The sequence below is a fragment of the Achromobacter sp. SX5 genome, assembly GCF_056711425.1.
Genome location: NZ_CM160041.1, coordinates 965,046 through 981,863 on the forward strand (window position 1 = coordinate 965,046; position 16,818 = coordinate 981,863).

Sequence of the window (16,818 nt, forward strand, 5' to 3'; positions counted from 1 at the left end):
CGCAATGACCGGAAGACTGCAAGGCAAGACCGCCATCGTCACCGCCGCCGGGCAGGGCATAGGCCGCGCCGTGGCCGAGGCCTATGCGCGCGAAGGCGCCGACGTGCTGGCCGTGGACATCAACGGCGCGGCGCTGGAAACGCTGGCCGGGTGCCGGCGCCGCACGCTGGACCTGACCGGCGCCTCGGCCGCGGCCGAACTGGCCGCCGAGGCCGGGCCGGTGGACGTGCTCTTCAATGGCGCGGGCTTCGTGCACGCCGGCACGATCCTGGACTGCGACGAACCGGCCTGGGATTTCTCGTTCGAGCTGAACGTGAAAACCATGTACCGCATGATCCGGGCCTGCCTGCCGGGCATGCTGGCGCGCGGCGGCGGCTCCATCGTCAACATGGCCTCGGTGGCCTCCAGCATCAAGGGCGCGCCCAACCGCTGCGTCTACGGCGCGACCAAGGCGGCGGTGATCGGCCTGACCAAGTCCGTGGCCGTCGACTACATCGGCCAGGGCATACGCTGCAACGCCATCTGCCCGGGCACGGTGGAATCGCCTTCGCTGCGCCAGCGCATCGAGGCCCAGGCCGCCGCGAGCGGCCAGACGCTGGCCGCCGTCGAGGCCGCCTTCGTCGCCCGCCAGCCCATGGGCCGCATCGGCACCACCGCCGAAATCGCGGCGCTGGCGCTGTACCTGGCCAGCGACGAATCCGCCTTTACCACCGGCACCGCCCAGGTCATCGACGGCGGCTGGTCCAACTGAACTCTCACACACTCTTCAAGGAAACCAAGATGAAACTGGTGCGCTATGGCGCGAAAGGCGCGGAAAAACCCGGCATGATCGACGCCCGCGGACAGCTGCGGGACCTGTCCGCGACGCTGCCCGACATCACCGCCGCCACGCTCACGCCGGCCGGGCTGGCGAAACTGCGCGCGCTGGACCCCGAGAGCCTGCCGCGGGTCGACCGCCCGGGCCGGATGGCCCCGCCCTGGAGCGGCATGGGCAAATTCATCTGCATCGGCCTGAACTACGCCGACCACGCGGCCGAGTCCGGGCTGCCGGTGCCGGCCGAGCCGGTGATCTTCATGAAGCCGACCTCAGCCGTGGTCGGCTGCAACGATCCGGTGGTGCTGCCCCGGGAATCCGTCAAGACCGACTGGGAAGTCGAGCTGGGCGTGGTGATCGGCGAGCGCGCCCGCTACGTCAGCGAAGCCGACGCCATGAAGCACGTGGCCGGCTACTGCGTGGTCAACGACGTGTCCGAGCGCGAATACCAGATCGAGCGCGGCGGCACCTGGGACAAGGGCAAGGGCTGCGACACCTTCGGCCCGGTCGGCCCCTGGCTGGTGACGGCCGACGAGATCGCCGACCCGCAGGCGCTGGACATGTGGCTGGAAGTCAACGGCAAGCGCTACCAGAACGGCAGCACCCGCACCATGGTGTTCGGCGTGGCGCAGCTGGTGTCCTACGTCAGCCGCTTCATGACCCTCTACCCGGGCGACCTGATCAGCACCGGCACGCCGCCGGGCGTGGGCATGGGCCAGAAGCCGGCGCCGGTGTACCTGAAGGCGGGAGACCGGATGCGCCTGGGCATCGCCGGCCTGGGCGAGCAGCAACAGTCCGTCCATGCCTGGGACCCCGAGCTGATCGACGCCTAGGCCCTAGTCGCGCCCGCCAGGAGCCATCCATGCCTGAGACCGATACCGCGTTCATACGCATCCACCCGGCCGACAACGTGGTGATCGCCCGCCGCCAGCTGGCCGGCGGCACGCCGTTGGCCGGCGAGAACATCGTCGTGCGCGGACTGGTGCCGCCCGGCCACAAGATCGCCACGCGGGCCATCGCCGCCGGCGAGCCGGTGCGGCGCTACAACCAGATCATCGGCGTGGCGCGCTGCGACATCGCCGCCGGCGCGCACGTGCACACGCAGAACCTGGAGTTCTCCGACTTCGAGCGCGACTACGCGGTGGGCGCCGACGCGCGGCCCACCGACTACGTGGACGCGCCGGCGCAGTTCGACGGCATCGTGCGCGCCGACGGCCGCGTCGCCACCCGCAACTACATCGGCATCCTCACCAGCGTGAACTGCTCGGCCACGGCGGCCCGCGCCATCGCCGACTATTTCCGCCGCGACATCCACCCCGAAGCGCTGGCCGCCTATCCCAACGTGGACGGCGTGGTGGCGCTGACGCATGGCGCGGGCTGCGCCACCGGCAGCGAAGGCGAGCCGCTGCGCCTGCTGCGCCGCACGCTGGGCGGCTACGCCAGGCATCCCAACTTCGCCGGCCTGCTGGTGCTGGGGCTGGGCTGCGAGACCAACCAGATCGGCGGCCTGATGGAGCAGGAAGGCCTGCGCGAAAGCGGGCTGCTGCACACCTTCAACATCCAGGAAACCGGCGGCACGCGCAAGACGGTGGCGCACGGCATCGAGCTGGTGCGCGCCATGCTGGCGCAGGCCGACCGCGTGCGCCGCCAGCCCGTGCCGGCCAGCCATCTCATCGTGGGCCTGCAGTGCGGCGGCTCCGACGGCTATTCCGGCATCAGCGCCAATCCCGCGCTGGGCGCGGCGGTGGACCTGCTGGTGCGCCACGGCGGCACCGCCATTCTGTCGGAGACGCCCGAGATCTACGGCGGCGAACACCTGCTGACGCGGCGCGCGGCCACGCCCGAGGTCGCGGCCAAGCTGCTGGCGCGGCTGCGCTGGTGGGAGGACTACTGCGCCCGCAACGACGCCGAGATGGACAACAACCCCTCGGCCGGCAACAAGGCCGGCGGGCTCACCACCATCCTGGAGAAGTCCCTGGGCGCCATCGCCAAGAGCGGCACCACGCGCCTGGCCGACGTATACGAATACGCCGAGACCGTGCGCGAGCGCGGGCTGGTGTTCATGGACACGCCGGGCTACGACCCGGTGTCGGCCACCGGCCAGGTCGCGGGCGGCGCCAACCTCATCTGTTTCACCACGGGCCGCGGCTCGGCCTACGGCTGTGCGCCCGCGCCCTCGCTGAAGCTGTCGACCAACACGGCGCTGTGGCAGCGGCAGTCCGACGACATCGACATCAATTGCGGCGAAGTGGTCGACGGCGCGCAAAGCGTGGCCCAGATGGGCGAGCGCATCTTCGCCCTGATGCTGGAGACGGCGTCGGGACGGCGCACGCGCAGCGAGGAGCACGGCTACGGCCAGAACGAATTCGTTCCCTGGCAGCTGGGCGCGGTGATGTAGGCGCCCGGCCGCGGCCAGGGTTTTCCGGCATTCCACAGGACCATCCATGAAGATCACCCAAGCGCGCGTTATCGTCTGCAGCCCCGGCCGCAACTTCGTCACCCTCAAGATCGAAACCGACGAGGGCCTGCACGGCATCGGCGACGCCACGCTCAACGGCCGCGAGCTGGCCGTGGCCGCCTACCTGACCGAGCACGTCATTCCCTGCCTGATCGGCCGCGACCCGCATCAGATCGAGGACATCTGGCAATACCTGTATCGCGGCGCGTACTGGCGCCGCGGGCCGGTCACCATGGCGGCCATCGCCGCCGTGGACACGGCGCTGTGGGACATCAAGGCCAAGGCCGCCGGCATGCCGCTGTACCAGCTGCTGGGCGGCAAGAGCCGCACGGGCGTCCTGGTCTACGGCCACGCCAACGGCCGCGACATCGACGAAACCGTGGACGAGGTGCTGCGCTACCGCGAAATGGGCTACCGGGCGATCCGCGCGCAAAGCGGGGTGCCGGGCCTGAACGCGGTGTACGGCGTGGGCCGCGGCCGCATGTTCTACGAACCGGCCGACGCTTCGCTGCCGTCGGAGCACGACTGGTCCACCGAAAAATACCTGGACCATGCCCCGCGCCTGTTCCAGCGCGTGCGCGACGCCGTGGGCTGGGAGACCCACCTGCTGCATGACGTGCATCACCGGCTCACGCCCATCGAGGCCGGCCGGCTGGGCAAGGCGCTGGAGCCGTTCCGGCTGTTCTGGATGGAGGACGCCACTCCGGCCGAAAACCAGGAGGCGTTCCGCCTGATCCGCCAGCACACGGTCACGCCGCTGGCCGTGGGCGAGATCTTCAACACCATCTGGGATTGCAAGGACCTGATCGAACACCAACTGATCGATTACATCCGCGCCACCGTGGTCCATGCCGGCGGCATCACGCACCTGCGCCGCATCGCCGACCTGGCCGCGCTCTACCAGGTGCGCACCGGCTGCCACGGCGCCACCGACCTGTCGCCGGTGTGCATGGGCGCGGCCCTGCATTTCGACTTGTGGGTGCCGAACTTCGGCATCCAGGAATACATGCGGCACACCGACGAGACCGACGCGGTGTTCCCCCACGCCTACACCTTCGACCAGGGCATGCTGTATCCCGGCGACGCGCCGGGCCACGGCGTGGACATAGACGAAGACCTGGCCGCCCGCTATCCCTACCAGCGCGCCTACCTGCCGGTCAACCGGCAGGCGCATGACGGCACGCTCTGGCACTGGTGAGCCATGCGCGCGCGCCTGAACCCGCAATCCCTGCCGCGCCTGCCCGAGGCGGTGGCGCGGCCCGCCTATGAGCGCGGCCGCGTCACGCCCGGCATCGTGCACCTGGGCATAGGCGCGTTCCACCGCGCCCACCAGGCGGCGGTGACGGACCTGGCCATGGCCGTAAGCGGGGACCTGAGCTGGGGCATCGTCGGCGTCTCGCTGCGCAGCCCCGACACGCGCGACGCGCTGGCGCCGCAGCACGGCCTGTACACGCTGGCGCTGCGCGACGCCGGCCCCGACGGGCAGCCGCGCGAGCAGCTGCGGGTGATAGGTTCGCTGCTGGAAGTGCTGGTGGCCCCGGAAAACCCGGGCGCGGTGCTGGAGCGCATCGCCCATCCGCAGACCCGCATCGTCAGCCTGACCGTCACCGAAAAAGGCTACAGCCTGGAACCGGCCACCGGCCAGCTGCGCTGGGACGATCCCGACATCAGGCACGACCTCGCGCATCCGGCGCGTCCGCGCAGCGCCATAGGCATGCTGGCGCGCGGGCTGGCCCTGCGGCGCGAGCGCGGCCTGGGGCCGCTCACGCTGCTGTCCTGCGACAACCTGCACGCCAACGGCGACACGCTGCGCCGCCTGGTGCTGGCCTACGCGCTGCTGCAGGACGCCGGCCTGGCCGCCTGGATAGACGGCAACTGCACCTTCCCGAATTCCATGGTGGACCGCATCGTGCCGCGCACCCGCGAAGAGGACCGCGCGCGCGTGTCCGAGCGGCTGGGCGTGGACGACGCCTGGCCGGTGGTGGGCGAGCCCTACCTGAACTGGGTCATCGAGGACCGCTTCGCGGCCGGCCGGCCCGCGTGGAACGCCGCCACCGGCGTCAGCTTCGTGCGCCGCGCCGCGCCGTACGAGCGCCTCAAGCTGCGCATGGTCAACGGCCCGCATTCCGCCTTTGCGTACCTGGGCGCGATGCTGGGCCTGCGCACCAACAGCGAGGCCGCCGCCACGCCGGCGCTGCGCGGCTACGTCGACGACATGCTGCGGCTGGAAGTCGCGCCCACGCTGCGCGGTGTGCCGCAAGCGGCGCTGGACGAGTACCGCCAGCGCTTCCTGGCGCGCGTGGCCAATCCGGCGCTGCCGCATCTGACGCAGCAGATCGCCATGGACGGCTCGCAGAAGGTGCCGCAGCGCCTGCTCGCCGTCATACGCGACCGGCTGCGGCGCGGCGAGGATTTCAGCCGGCTGGCCCTGGCCGTGGCCGCCTGGCTGCATTACCTGCGCGGCCGCGACGAGCAAGGCCAGGCCTACGCCATCCAGGACCCGCTGGCCGGCGCCCTGGAAGAACTGCTGGCGCGCGCCGACGCGGCCGCCGCGTCGGCTTCTCGGGGCCGGGCGGCGCAACGGCGCGCCCTGGTGCTGGCCGGTTACAAGCCCGTGTTCGGGAACCTAGCCGGCCAGCCCGCCTTCGTCGACGCGCTGGCCGAGCACCTGGAACGGCTGCGCACGCTGGGCGTGCTGGGGACGCTGGCGGCACTGGAGCGGGACGCGGCGGAACAGCCCGCGCCCGCGGACTGAACAAGGCGGCGCGCCGCCACGACAGATGAGGAGCGCAGCATGGCAAGTTGGCAAACCGTGGACGCGGCGCAGTGGCGGCAATGGGGCGAAGCCTGCCTGCAAGCCCTGGAATTCAGCCAGGCCGACGCCCGCTGCGTGGCAGCGAGCCTGGCCCAGACCAGCCTGTGGGGCATCGATTCCCACGGCATCGCCCGGCTGCCGCACTACCTGAACCGCGTGGCCCACGGCTCCATCCTGGCGCGTCCGGACATCCGCGTCGAACGCAGCGGACCGGCCACCGCGCGGGTGCACGGCGGGCGCGGCCACGGCATCGTGGTGGCGCATCGCGCCAACGCGGTGGCCATGGAACTGGCGCGCGAAGCCGGCGTGGGCGCCGTGGGCGTCAGCGATTCCTCGCACTGCGGCGCGATCGGCCTGTACACGCGCGCGGCCGCCGACGCGGGACTGATCGGCATCGCGTTCACGCATTCCGACGCGATCGCCGCGCCCTTCGGCGGGCGCCGGCCGTTCTTCGGCACCAACCCGCTATCCTTCGCCTTTCCGCGGCAGGGCGGGGCGCCGCTATGCCTGGACATGGCGACCACGGCCATCCCGTGGAACCGGGTCATGAACGCGCGGCGCGACGGCGCGGCGCTGCCCGGGGGCGTGGCGCTGGACGCCGACGGCCGCGGCGAAACCGACGCCGCGCGCGTGCGCGCATTGGCCCCGCTGGGCGGCGAATACGGACACAAGGGCTACGGCCTGGCGATGATGGTCGAACTGCTGTGCGGGCCGCTCAACGGCAATCCCTACGGCCCGCACATCGGCCCCATGTACGAGGAACTGGGCCGCGCGCGCGAGCTGGGCGCCTTCTTCATCGTCATCGATCCCGCGCGGTTCGCCGGCGGGGCGGCGCTGGCCGCGGTGGCCGCGGCCATGGCGGCCGAACTGGCGGCGCAGCCGGGTTCGCCGCGCGCGCCGGGCGATCCGGAACTGGCCGCCCAGGCCGAACGCGAGGCCGGCGGCGTCCCGGTGCCGCCGGCGCTGAAGGCCGAGATGGCCGAATGGAGCGGCAGGCTGGGCCTGTTCCTGCCGCCGTTCAGGACGCGCCAGGAAGCGGTGTAGGCGGGATGTGCCCCGCCGCGTTCAGCGGTCCAGGCCGAAGAACGTCATGGTGTTGCGCGCCAGGATCTTGCGCTGCACCTCGGGCGACAGCCCGGCGTGAGTCACCAGCCGGCCCACTTCCTGCTCGCCCAGCGGGTACGGGTAGTCCGAGCCCAGCAGCACGCGGTCCTCGCCCATCACGTCGATCAGCAGGCGCAGCGCGGCCGGATCGAACACCGCGCTGTCGGTATAGAAGCGGTCGGTGTAGGAAGAGGGCAGCTGCGGGCAGTCCTGGCGAATGATGTCGCGGTGCCGCCAGGCGTTGTCCACCCGTCCCAGCAGATAGGCGAAGCTGCCGCCGCCATGCGCGAAGCACAGCTTCAGGCTGCGTGGAATGCGTTCGAACGCGCCCGACAGGATCAGCGACAGGATGCCGAGCTGGGTCTCGGCCGGCATGGACACCAGCCACGGGAGCATCCAGCGCTTCATGCGGCCGTCGGTCATCATGTCCCACGGATGCACCAGCACCGGTATGTCGTTCCCGGCGCAATGGATCAGGAACTGCACCAGCGTTTCGTCGTCCAGGTCGCGCTCGCCGACGTGGTTGCCGATCTGCACGCCCAGGTGGCCGGCGGCGCGGGCGCGCGACGCCTCGCGGCAGGCCAGCTCCAGGTCCTGCAGCGGCACCTGCGCCAGCGCCTTCAGGCGCGCCGGCGCATGGGCGCAATGCTCCAGCGCGAGGTCGTTCATGCGCGCCGCCCAGTCGGCCGCGGCGCGCGCCGGATAGCTGTAGCCGAACATGATCGGGGTGGCGCACAGGATCTGCACGTCCACGCCGTGGCGGTCCATCTGCCGCAGGCGCAGCGCCGGGTCCCAGAGCGTGGCGTCCACCGGGCGAAACGGCCGGTCGCCGGCCATGATCTGGCCGGTGGAGCCGTCGCCTTCGGGCCGCAGCCAGGGCGCGTTGACGGGGTCTAGCGCTGCCGCTTCCTCCCGCGTGATCGGCGGGAAGAAGTGCGCGTGCATATCGATTTTCTGGATCATCTTCAGGGAGCTTGTCGGGGATGCTAGGCGGGGGCGGTCGCGGGCACGGGGTCCTTGCCCGGATGGATCGCGCCGCAGCTCGGGCAGCGGCGCTTTTCCGGACTGGAATAGAAGGCCTGGAACAGCGGCGGCAGGTCGGTGACGATGCTTTGCAGCTGGACCTCGGCGCGGTGCACCAGGTGATGGCATTGCGGGCAATACCATTCGAAGCCGTCGAGCAGCCCGACCGGGCGCTGGCGTTCGATCACCAGGCAGACGCTGCCGGCTTCGGGGCGCTGCGGCGAGTGGCGCACGTGCGGCGGCATCAGGAAGACGTCGCCCTCCTTGAGGTCGACGCGCTCGGGCTTGCCGTCTATCCACAGCGACAGCCAGGCGTTGCCGCGCAACTGGTAGAAGAACTCTTCGAGCGGATCGTCGTGGTAGTCGGTGCGCACATTGGGGCCGCCGACCACGGTGACGATGAAATCCGCGTCCTGCCAGATCTGCTTGTTGCCCACCGGCGGCTTGAGCAGGTGGGCGTTGTCGTCGATCCAGCGCTGGAAATTGAAGGGGGGGCCGTAGGCCAGCATGGAGACCTCCAGGATTTGGGGGAACTGCGCTCTCCCCTGGAGTCTAGGCGGCTCGGGCAGGGACTGCACAATAGAAATTGTGCGGCCGGCCATACCGTCCATCTATCGCGGGATAACCCTGAGGGCGCTATCGCGCCGTTTCGCGCTGTGCCGCGCTGCGCTTCAGATACTCCACCAGGCGCTGGCAGGCCGGCGTCAGCGGCCGGTCGGCGCGCACCGAATAGCCCACGTCGCCGAACGCGCCGAAGGCGTCGGTGGGCAGGCGCGCCAGCAGGCCCATGGACAGGAATTGCGCCGCCGCGTCGTAGGGCATCAGCGCCAGCGCCTCGCTGTGCATGAGCACGCCGATATTGGTCAACAGCGACAGCGATTCCATGTGGCGCACGGGCAGGCGCAGGCCGGCGTCGAAGAAGATGCGCTCGATCGAGGCGCGCAAGGGCGAGGACGGCGCGGGCAGGATCCAGATGCAGTCGGTCAGGTCGGCCAGCGCCACCTGGCGCTCGCCGGCCAGCGGATGGCCGGCGCGGGCCACCAGGCACAGCTCCTCGCGGTACAGCTTGTGGTGGTCCACCGCCACCCCGGAAATCGAGGCCATGTCGGTGCCGGGCAGGCGGCCGACCACGATGTCCAGGTCGCCCGTGGCCAGGGCCGGCAGCAGCTGGGCGGTGGGGCCCTCGCGCACCGTGACCTGGATGCCGGGGTGTTCGCTCATCAGCCGGGCGATGGCCTCGGGCAGCAGCTTGGCCGAGGCGGCGATCAGCGTGCCCACCACCACGTGGCCGCTCGCGCCGCCCAGCACCGCGTCGATGTCGTCGGCCATGTAGCGGATCTCGGCCATCATGGCGTGCACGCGCCGGCCCAGCACCAGGGCCAGCTCGGTCGGCGCTACGCCCCGGTTGGAGCGGTCGAACAGCGTGGCGCCGAAAAAGGCCTCCAGGTCGTGGATGGCGCGGGTGACGGTGGGCTGGGTCAGGTGCAGTTCGCTGGCCGCGCGCGACAGCGAACGGCGCGCCAGCACGCGCTCGAAAATCTGCAGCTGGTGCAGCTTCAGCTTGTGGCTGAGCGCGTGCGGCGTGATGCGGAAGTTCGCCATGCCCTAGCGCGCCAGCGGCTTGTAGGCGATGGCCTTGATCTCGATCAGCAGCTGGGGATGCGGCAGCTGGTGCACCGCGACCGTGGTGCGGGCCGGGCCGTCGGCGTCGAAGAATTCGCCGTAGACCTGGTTGTAGCCGCCGAAATCGTTCATGTTGACCAGGAAGGTACTGATCTCGACCACGTCGACCAGCGTGGCGCCGGCGGTGGCCAGGATGTCGCGGATGTTCTCGATGACCGCGCGCGTCTGCACCCGGATGTCCAGCGTCGTGGTGCCCATGGCGTCGACCTCGGCGCCCGCGATGCGGTTGTCGGGCAGGCGCGAGCTGGTGCCGGAGACGAACAGCAGGTCTCCGGCGCGCTTGATGTGCGGATACTTGCCGCGGGGCGTGGCCTTGCCGGCCACCACGGTGGCGCCGGTGCTTGCGGACTGGCCTGTCTGGGAAGAATTCATCTTGGGCTCCTGGTGCGGGAAATCAGAGTTTGACGCAAACATTGGTGGGTTCGGTATAAAAATGCAGCGAATGGCGGCCGCCCTCGCGGCCGATGCCCGACAGGCCGCTGCCGCCGAAGGGCGTGCGCAGGTCGCGCAGGAACCAGCAATTGACCCAGGCCAGCCCGGCCTTCATGGCCTGCGCCACCCGGTGCCCACGGCTGAGGTTCTGGGTCCACACGGCCGCCGCCAGGCCGTAGCGCGTGTCGTTGGCCAGCCGGATCGCTTCTTCCTCGGTGTCGAAGGGCGCAATATGGCAGACCGGCCCGAATACTTCTTCCTTGATGCAGCGCGCGTCCTCGGGCAAGCCGGTCCAGATCGTGGGCTGCACATAGGCGCCCTGGTCGCGCGCGTCGCCGAATTCCGGCACGCCGCCGCCGGCCACCACGGTCGCGCCTTCCTGGCGCGCCAGCTCGAAATAGGACAGCACCTTCTCGCGATGCTCGCGCGACACCAGCGGCCCCATATCGGTGTCCGGCTCCAGCGGCCAGCCGATGCGCAGGCTGCGCGCGCGTTCGGCCAACGCCTGCACGAAGCGTTCATAGATGGGGCGCTCGACGTACACGCGCTCGGTGCACAGGCAGACCTGCCCGCAATTGGCGAAGACCGAGAGCGTCACGCCGTCGACCGCGGCCTCGAAGTCCGCGTCCGCGAACACCAGCGCCGCGTTCTTGCCGCCCAGCTCGAACGACACCGGCTTCACCCCCGGCGCCACCGCCCGCATGATGGCCGCGCCCGTGGCCGACTCGCCGGTGAAGGTGATGCCGTCTATGTCCGGATGGGTGGTGATGAACTCGCCCGCCGAGCCCGGCCCGAACCCGTGGACCAGGTTCAGCACGCCGGCCGGCAGCCCGGCCTCGCCCGCCACCTCCGCCAGCAGCGTGGCCGTCGAGGGGGTGACCTCGGAAGGCTTCATGATGACGGTATTGCCGAAGGCCAGCGCCGGCGCCACCTTCCAGGTCAGCAGCAGCAGCGGCAGGTTCCAGGGCGAGATCACGCCCACCACGCCCAGCGGCTTGCGGTAGGCGTAGTTCAGCGCCTGCCCGCCGTCCGGCGTATCGGTCATGTAGCTTTCCATGTCCAGCGTGCGCGCCAGTTCGGCGAAGGTCCGGAAATTGGCCGCGCCGCGCGGGATGTCGATCTTGCCGGCCCAGCCGACCGGCTTGCCGGTGTCGCCGATCTCGGCCTGCAGGAAGTCGTCGAAGCGCCGCTCGATGCCGTCGGCCAGCGCCAGCAGGTAGTCGGTGCGCTCGGCCACCGGCAGCGCGGCCCAGGCCGGCAGCGCCCGCTGCGCCGCCCGCAGGGCGCGCTCGACCTGCTCGCGGCCGGCCTCGTGGACCTGAGCCACCCGGCGCCCGTCCACCGGGCTGTGCTTGTCGAAAGTCGATGCGCCATCCTCGAAACGGCCGTCGATGTAATTGCGTAGCTGGCGGATCGTCATGTCCCTGTCTCCGGTAGTCGCCAATGAATAATTGCCGATAAATAAATACGTATACGTACTATATTGGCGCATCATAGGCAGCCGCACGCGCCAAGTCAATGCAGGCCTACAATCGCCAGGCCGACTTCATGGAAGCCCGATGACCGCCAAAGCCAGACCTGCCCGCGCCAGCCAGGCCAAGCTGCGCGCCCTGGAGGAATTCGACCTGAGCCAGGTCGCCTCGCACCTGTTGCGCCGCGCCCACTTCCGGGCCGAGGCCCTGTTCGCCCAGGCCTTTCCCGACGAGGACCTGACGCCGCGCCAGAAGGCCCTGCTGATCACCGTCTACCAGAACCCGGGCGCCACCCAGAACCGCATCGCCGAGCTGATCGCGCTGGACCGCAATTCATTCGCCGAAATGATCGCGCGCATGACCCGCAAGGGCTACGTGCGGCGCACGCGCTCGGCCGCGGACGGCCGCGCCTATGCCTTGGAAATCACGGAAGAGGGCGTCGCGGTGCTGGCGCGCATCCTGCCCGGCGATGCCGAGGTGGAGGCGCAGGTGCTGGCCCCGATACCCGAGGACCTGCGGCCGGTGTTCCTGAAATGCCTGCGCCTGATGGCCGGGCTGGAGAAGGAAGCGGCCTGAGCCGCGCCGGGCTCAGGTATCGGATTCGGCGGGGGCGTCAGCCGCCTGCTCGCGTCCGAAGCGCAGGGCGAACTGGCGCGTGAACACGGCGCCGAAAAAGAAGATCTGCGCCGAATAGTAGATCCACAGCAGCAGCGCGATCAGCGAGCCGGCGGCGCCATAGGCCGACACCGCCGCGCCGCGGCTCAGGTACAGCCCGATGCCCCACTTGCCCACCAGGAACAGCGCCGCCGTCACGATGGCGCCGGGAATCACGTCCGGCCAGGAAATCCTGGCGCTGGGCAGCAGCTTGAAAATCACCGCGAACAGCGCCGCCACCACCGAAAACGAAAACAGGCTGGAAATCCACTCGGCCACCAGCGCGAACGACGAGGCCGTCCACAGTTCGCCGTAATAGCCGCGGGCCGCGCCCAGCGCCGCGTTCACCGTCAGCGAAATCAGCAGGAACAGCGCCAGCACCAGCACCAGCCCGAACGACAGCATGCGGCTGCGCACCATGCCGTGCAGCCCGCCCTTGTTGGCCGACACTTCCCACAGATCGTCCAGGCTGGCCTTCAGCTCCGCGAAGGCCGTGGTGGCGCTGAAAATCAGCACGAATATCGAAATCAGCGCCGCGATCCAGCCGCCGCCGGACTCGTGCGCGCTGGCCAGCACCGTCTGTATCACCTCGGCGCCGCGTTCGCCGGTCAGGTCGGTCAGCTGCGAAAACAGCTCCGAACGCACCGCCTCCTCGCCGAAAAAAGCGCCCGCCACCGCGATCACCAGGATCAGCATGGGCGCCAGCGAAAACACCATGTACAGCGCCAGCGCCGCGCCCTTGCTCGAGGCGCGGTGGGTGGACCATTGCTTGGCCGAATCGACCAGCAGTCCGTAGATCTCGGACGGGCGCAGGGCTCGCAGCAGGGTCTTCGTGAAACGCATGGGCAGGGCTCTTTCTGGGGAACCCTTATTGTAGGGACGCATGCGCGGCGGGCAAACCGCCAGACTGTTGGCAAACGTGTCCGCGCCTGGGGCGCGCGCAAAAAAGAAAAACCCCCGGGGCGAAGGACCGGGGGGTTTTCGGGGTACTGCAATCCCCGGCCGAAGCCGGGGAGGCCGGATGGCGGGACTTAGAAGTCCATGCCGCCCATGCCGCCCATGCCGCCGGGCATGGCCGGAGCAGCGGGCTTGTCTTCGGCCAGTTCGACCACGGCGGCTTCGGCCGTCAGCAACAGGCTGGCGACGGAGGCGGCGTTCTGCAGGGCGGTGCGGGTCACCTTGGTGGGATCCAGCACGCCTTGCTCGACCAGGTCGGTGTACTCGCCGGTCGCGGCGTTGTAGCCGTAGTTGCCCTTGCCGTTGAGCACGGTGTTGACCACCACGCTGGCTTCTTCGCCGGCGTTGGTGACGATCGTGCGCAGCGGCTCTTCGACGGCGCGCAGGATCAGCTTGATGCCGGCGTTCTGGTCAGCGGTGTCGCCCTTCAGGTCGGCGATGGCCTGCTTGGCGCGCAGCAGCGCAACGCCGCCGCCAGCCACCACGCCTTCTTCCACTGCAGCGCGGGTGGCGTGCAGGGCGTCTTCGACGCGGGCCTTCTTTTCCTTCATTTCGACTTCGGTGGCAGCGCCAACGCGAATCACGGCAACGCCGCCGGCCAGCTTGGCCACGCGTTCCTGCAGCTTTTCACGGTCGTAGTCGGACGTGGCTTCTTCGATCTGGACGCGGATCTGCTTGACGCGAGCTTCGATCGACTTGCTGTCGCCAGCGCCGTCGATGATGGTCGTGTTTTCCTTGCCCACTTCGATGCGCTTGGCCTGGCCCAGCTCGGCCAGCGTGGCCTTTTCCAGCGACATGCCGGTTTCTTCGGAGATCACCGTGCCGCCCGTCAGGATGGCGATGTCTTCCAGCATGGCCTTGCGGCGGTCGCCGAAGCCCGGCGCCTTGACGGCGGTGGTCTTCAGGATGCCACGGATGTTGTTCACGACCAGGGTGGCCAGGGCTTCGCCTTCGACGTCTTCGGCGATGATCAGCAGCGGACGGCTCGACTTGGCGACTTGTTCCAGCACCGGCAGCAGGTCACGGATGTTGCTGATCTTCTTGTCGAAAATCAGAACGAACGGATCTTCCAGAGCGGCGACTTGCTTGTCCGGGTTGTTGATGAAGTAGGGCGACAGGTAGCCGCGGTCGAATTGCATGCCTTCGACGACGTCCAGCTCGTTTTCCAGCGACTTGCCGTCTTCGACGGTGATGACGCCTTCCTTGCCGACCTTGTCCATCGCGTCAGCGATGATCTGGCCGATGGAGGTGTCGCTGTTGGCCGAGATCGAGCCGACCTGGGCGATTTCCTTGCTGGTCGTGACCGGCTTGGATTGCTTCTTCAGTTCGGCGACGGCGGCGGCGACGGCCTTGTCGATGCCGCGCTTCAGGTCGATCGGGTTGAAACCGGCGGCAACGTACTTCAGGCCTTCCTGAACGATGGCCTGGGCCAGCACGGTGGCGGTGGTGGTGCCGTCACCGGCGTTGTCGGAGGTCTTCGAGGCGACGTCCTTGACCAGCTGGGCGCCGATGTTCTCGAACTTGTCCTTCAGTTCGATTTCCTTGGCCACGGACACGCCGTCCTTGGTCACCGTCGGGGCGCCGAACGAGCGCTCCAGCACGACGTTGCGACCCTTGGGGCCGAGGGTGGTTTTAACAGCGTTGGCGAGAACATTCACGCCGCGGACGATGCGCACGCGGGCGTCGTCACCGAACAATACTTGCTTGGCAGCCATTTCTTAGCTTCCTTCGAAAATTCGTTTGAGGCAGGGTTTACTGGACCACGGCGAGGATTTCGTCCTCGCGGATGACGAGCAGCTCTTCGCCGTCAACCTTCACGGACTGGCCGGCGTACTTGCCGAACAGAACCTTGTCGCCAGCCTTCAGGTCGACGGGCAGGATCTTGCCGTCTTCGGTCTTCTTGCCGGGGCCGACGGCCACGACTTCACCTTGGTCAGGCTTTTCGGCGGCGCTGTCGGGGATGACGATGCCCGAGGCAGTCTTGCGCTCGTTTTCGAGGCGTTTGACGATCACGCGATCGCCCAGGGGACGCAAGGCCATGTGGAACTCCTGTTACAAAAAGAAGAAGAGAATGTTCAGTTGAGCCCGGGAATGTTGTTAGCACTCACCGGTGTCGAGTGCTAATTATAGGGATGATGTCCGGGGCTTCAAGGGGGGCGGGGGCGGTTGTTACATTTTGGGCGAAGGGGGCGGGCGCCGCAGCCCGTTCAATTCGAGACCGTTCCAAGCCGGTCAAATGCAGCGTAAGCGAAAGCTGTGGCCGGATGTCTCCTCCGGGCCGCAGGCGTATTCAAGCGCGTATGTACACCCATCCCGCCACTTGCATTCTTGCGATCTCAAGAACAGCCGGGCCACCCAGGACTTGCAGTGGTTCCCTGTTGCCCCTGCCCAGTCGTTCCAGACTGACGGGGCAGATCCACGTCGAGGCATCCAGGCGCTCATGCGCCACGTCCAACGCGGCTTCGACAGCCTGCGCATTGGCGATGATGCGCACTTCGGCGGCAGGCATGCCATTTCTCAAGTTCAGTGCGTTGTTTCGTGCCCGTTGAAGGGCAGCCGGCGAGGGGGCGTGCAGGATGACTTTCAGTTCCGGTTCCATATGGGTCTCGCTATGGGTCTATTTGTCAGCAGGTCAACGAGGCCCCAGTACTTCGTTCAACTGATCGCCCTGGGGCATGCCCCTGAACTTTTTCACGGTGCCGTCCTCCTCGCGTACGACGATTCCCGGCGTTCCCCGGAAGCCCGTCGACACCATCAGCATCTGGTTGCGCGCCAGCACTTCCAGTACGTCATCAGAAACTTCGGAGGCGGGTTCGATGCCGCCCTGGTCGAAGCGCTGCTCATTCTTCTGCAGGGCGGCCGAGGGGTCCGGAGCCCGCAATATCGCTGCCGCCTTGGCGGGGCTGTCGTCGCGGATGACCCCCACGAGTATGTGCCGGAGCTGCACTTTGCCGGCCTCAACCCAGGGGCGCGACGCTTCCCAGAACTGATGGCAATAGGGGCAGTTGGCGTCTGAAAACGTGTAGACGATGCGCGGCGCTTCGGAGCGGCCGTCCAGCACCCAGGAGGATTCGCTCAGCTGCGACCAGACTTTCTTTCCCATTGGCTTGGCCACCAGGTCTTGGAGCGTGGCTGCGTCAATGGGGCGGCCCTCCACGTCCACTCGCGTGCCGACGATCGCCGTGCCATCCGGGGTGACATAAATGGCGACGGGGCGTTCCTGGATGGCGCCGGCGAAACCGCGCAGTCCGTCCGCCACTTTGAATTCCTGAATAACGGTAAGTCCCTGGGTTTCCAAGGCCTTGAGCACGGGCGGCCGGGCCGGTTCCCCGGCATGGACCGGCGCGGCCAGCAGTGCGGCACAGGCCGCGGCGACGAGCGGACGCGCCAAAGGCTTGGTGCGCAT

The 16,818-nt window shown here is 68.7% G+C and carries 17 protein-coding genes; 7 read left to right on the forward strand and 10 right to left on the reverse strand.

The genetic code is table 11. The features are described from left to right. The first annotated feature begins 4 nt into the window (after positions 1 to 4). The 6 genes from AC1M14_RS04400 to AC1M14_RS04425 are packed head-to-tail and all read left to right on the forward strand — an operon-like array spanning position 5 to position 7,131. Positions 5 to 751, forward strand: a complete 747-nt coding sequence (locus tag AC1M14_RS04400) for an SDR family oxidoreductase (protein ID WP_479731069.1) — start codon at positions 5 to 7, stop codon at positions 749 to 751. A gap of 29 nt (positions 752 to 780) precedes the next feature. Then, entirely contained in the window at positions 781 to 1,647 is an 867-nt protein-coding gene (locus AC1M14_RS04405) for a fumarylacetoacetate hydrolase family protein (protein ID WP_479731070.1), read from the forward strand. A gap of 29 nt (positions 1,648 to 1,676) precedes the next feature. Continuing rightward, the gene (locus tag AC1M14_RS04410) at positions 1,677 to 3,212 is read left to right on the forward strand and encodes a UxaA family hydrolase (RefSeq protein ID WP_479731071.1); all 1,536 of its coding nucleotides are present in this window, start codon (positions 1,677 to 1,679) and stop codon (positions 3,210 to 3,212) included. A gap of 46 nt (positions 3,213 to 3,258) precedes the next feature. Then, positions 3,259 to 4,470: a D-mannonate dehydratase ManD gene (manD, locus tag AC1M14_RS04415; RefSeq protein WP_102773945.1), complete on the forward strand. Its 1,212-nt coding sequence runs from the start codon at positions 3,259 to 3,261 to the stop codon at positions 4,468 to 4,470. 3 nt (positions 4,471 to 4,473) lie between these two features. Next, positions 4,474 to 6,027 (forward strand): mannitol dehydrogenase family protein, encoded by a 1,554-nt coding sequence (locus tag AC1M14_RS04420; protein WP_479731072.1) that lies wholly within the window; start codon positions 4,474 to 4,476, stop codon positions 6,025 to 6,027. 39 nt (positions 6,028 to 6,066) lie between these two features. Then, positions 6,067 to 7,131, forward strand: a complete 1,065-nt coding sequence (locus AC1M14_RS04425) for an Ldh family oxidoreductase (protein ID WP_479731073.1) — start codon at positions 6,067 to 6,069, stop codon at positions 7,129 to 7,131. Between the two features lie 21 nt (positions 7,132 to 7,152). Here AC1M14_RS04425 and AC1M14_RS04430 read toward each other — a convergent pair whose 3' ends face one another. The 5 genes from AC1M14_RS04430 to AC1M14_RS04450 form a co-directional block, all read right to left on the reverse strand. Then, positions 7,153 to 8,154: an amidohydrolase family protein gene (locus tag AC1M14_RS04430; RefSeq protein ID WP_111825816.1), complete on the reverse strand. Its 1,002-nt coding sequence runs from the start codon at positions 8,152 to 8,154 to the stop codon at positions 7,153 to 7,155. A 23-nt stretch (positions 8,155 to 8,177) separates the two neighbouring features. Further along, positions 8,178 to 8,723 carry a 3-hydroxyanthranilate 3,4-dioxygenase gene (locus AC1M14_RS04435; RefSeq protein WP_102773941.1) on the reverse strand — a complete coding sequence of 182 codons (546 nt, stop codon included), beginning with the start codon at positions 8,721 to 8,723 and terminating at the stop codon, positions 8,178 to 8,180. A gap of 127 nt (positions 8,724 to 8,850) precedes the next feature. Further along, the gene (locus tag AC1M14_RS04440) at positions 8,851 to 9,816 is read right to left on the reverse strand and encodes a LysR substrate-binding domain-containing protein (protein ID WP_479731074.1); all 966 of its coding nucleotides are present in this window, start codon (positions 9,814 to 9,816) and stop codon (positions 8,851 to 8,853) included. 3 nt (positions 9,817 to 9,819) lie between these two features. Beyond that, a complete protein-coding gene (locus tag AC1M14_RS04445; RefSeq protein ID WP_479731075.1) occupies positions 9,820 to 10,269 on the reverse strand; it encodes a RidA family protein in 450 nt (149 codons plus the stop codon). A 22-nt stretch (positions 10,270 to 10,291) separates the two neighbouring features. Further along, complete coding sequence (locus tag AC1M14_RS04450; RefSeq protein WP_479731076.1) at positions 10,292 to 11,749, reverse strand: 2-hydroxymuconic semialdehyde dehydrogenase; 1,458 nt, start codon at positions 11,747 to 11,749, stop codon at positions 10,292 to 10,294. Between the two features lie 139 nt (positions 11,750 to 11,888). Between AC1M14_RS04450 and AC1M14_RS04455 the strand changes: the two genes are divergently transcribed. Then, positions 11,889 to 12,377, forward strand: coding sequence for a MarR family winged helix-turn-helix transcriptional regulator (locus AC1M14_RS04455; RefSeq protein ID WP_111825813.1), 489 nt, complete (start codon positions 11,889 to 11,891; stop codon positions 12,375 to 12,377). Between the two features lie 12 nt (positions 12,378 to 12,389). On the opposite strand, the gene AC1M14_RS04460 is transcribed toward AC1M14_RS04455, so the two are convergent. The 5 genes from AC1M14_RS04460 to dsbG all read right to left on the reverse strand — a co-directional run bounded on the left by AC1M14_RS04460 (position 12,390) and on the right by dsbG (position 16,818). Continuing rightward, entirely contained in the window at positions 12,390 to 13,298 is a 909-nt protein-coding gene (locus AC1M14_RS04460) for a YihY/virulence factor BrkB family protein (RefSeq protein WP_111825812.1), read from the reverse strand. Positions 13,299 to 13,486: 188 nt separating this feature from the next. Next, positions 13,487 to 15,127: a chaperonin GroEL gene (gene groL / locus AC1M14_RS04465; RefSeq protein ID WP_102773935.1), complete on the reverse strand. Its 1,641-nt coding sequence runs from the start codon at positions 15,125 to 15,127 to the stop codon at positions 13,487 to 13,489. A gap of 37 nt (positions 15,128 to 15,164) precedes the next feature. Then, positions 15,165 to 15,452 (reverse strand): co-chaperone GroES, encoded by a 288-nt coding sequence (groES, locus tag AC1M14_RS04470; RefSeq protein ID WP_006221616.1) that lies wholly within the window; start codon positions 15,450 to 15,452, stop codon positions 15,165 to 15,167. A 250-nt stretch (positions 15,453 to 15,702) separates the two neighbouring features. Then, entirely contained in the window at positions 15,703 to 16,011 is a 309-nt protein-coding gene (locus tag AC1M14_RS04475; protein ID WP_111825808.1) for a hypothetical protein, read from the reverse strand. Positions 16,012 to 16,044: 33 nt separating this feature from the next. Further along, a complete protein-coding gene (dsbG, locus tag AC1M14_RS04480) occupies positions 16,045 to 16,818 on the reverse strand; it encodes a thiol:disulfide interchange protein DsbG (protein ID WP_102773925.1) in 774 nt (257 codons plus the stop codon).

Bases quoted from the DNA above. Each gene is read 5' to 3' on its own strand.
- AC1M14_RS04400 (WP_479731069.1), top strand. From the start codon at position 5: ATGACCGGAAGACTGCAAGGCAAGACCGCCATCGTCACCGCCGCCGGG.
- AC1M14_RS04405 (WP_479731070.1), top strand. From the start codon at position 781: ATGAAACTGGTGCGCTATGGCGCGAAAGGCGCGGAAAAACCCGGCATG.
- AC1M14_RS04410 (WP_479731071.1), top strand. From the start codon at position 1,677: ATGCCTGAGACCGATACCGCGTTCATACGCATCCACCCGGCCGACAAC.
- manD (WP_102773945.1), top strand. From the start codon at position 3,259: ATGAAGATCACCCAAGCGCGCGTTATCGTCTGCAGCCCCGGCCGCAAC.
- AC1M14_RS04420 (WP_479731072.1), top strand. From the start codon at position 4,474: ATGCGCGCGCGCCTGAACCCGCAATCCCTGCCGCGCCTGCCCGAGGCG.
- AC1M14_RS04425 (WP_479731073.1), top strand. From the start codon at position 6,067: ATGGCAAGTTGGCAAACCGTGGACGCGGCGCAGTGGCGGCAATGGGGC.
- AC1M14_RS04430 (WP_111825816.1), bottom strand. From the start codon at position 8,154: ATGATCCAGAAAATCGATATGCACGCGCACTTCTTCCCGCCGATCACG.
- AC1M14_RS04435 (WP_102773941.1), bottom strand. From the start codon at position 8,723: ATGCTGGCCTACGGCCCCCCCTTCAATTTCCAGCGCTGGATCGACGAC.
- AC1M14_RS04440 (WP_479731074.1), bottom strand. From the start codon at position 9,816: ATGGCGAACTTCCGCATCACGCCGCACGCGCTCAGCCACAAGCTGAAG.
- AC1M14_RS04445 (WP_479731075.1), bottom strand. From the start codon at position 10,269: ATGAATTCTTCCCAGACAGGCCAGTCCGCAAGCACCGGCGCCACCGTG.
- AC1M14_RS04450 (WP_479731076.1), bottom strand. From the start codon at position 11,749: ATGACGATCCGCCAGCTACGCAATTACATCGACGGCCGTTTCGAGGAT.
- AC1M14_RS04455 (WP_111825813.1), top strand. From the start codon at position 11,889: ATGACCGCCAAAGCCAGACCTGCCCGCGCCAGCCAGGCCAAGCTGCGC.
- AC1M14_RS04460 (WP_111825812.1), bottom strand. From the start codon at position 13,298: ATGCGTTTCACGAAGACCCTGCTGCGAGCCCTGCGCCCGTCCGAGATC.
- groL (WP_102773935.1), bottom strand. From the start codon at position 15,127: ATGGCTGCCAAGCAAGTATTGTTCGGTGACGACGCCCGCGTGCGCATC.
- groES (WP_006221616.1), bottom strand. From the start codon at position 15,452: ATGGCCTTGCGTCCCCTGGGCGATCGCGTGATCGTCAAACGCCTCGAA.
- AC1M14_RS04475 (WP_111825808.1), bottom strand. From the start codon at position 16,011: ATGGAACCGGAACTGAAAGTCATCCTGCACGCCCCCTCGCCGGCTGCC.
- dsbG (WP_102773925.1), bottom strand. From the start codon at position 16,818: ATGCGCACCAAGCCTTTGGCGCGTCCGCTCGTCGCCGCGGCCTGTGCC.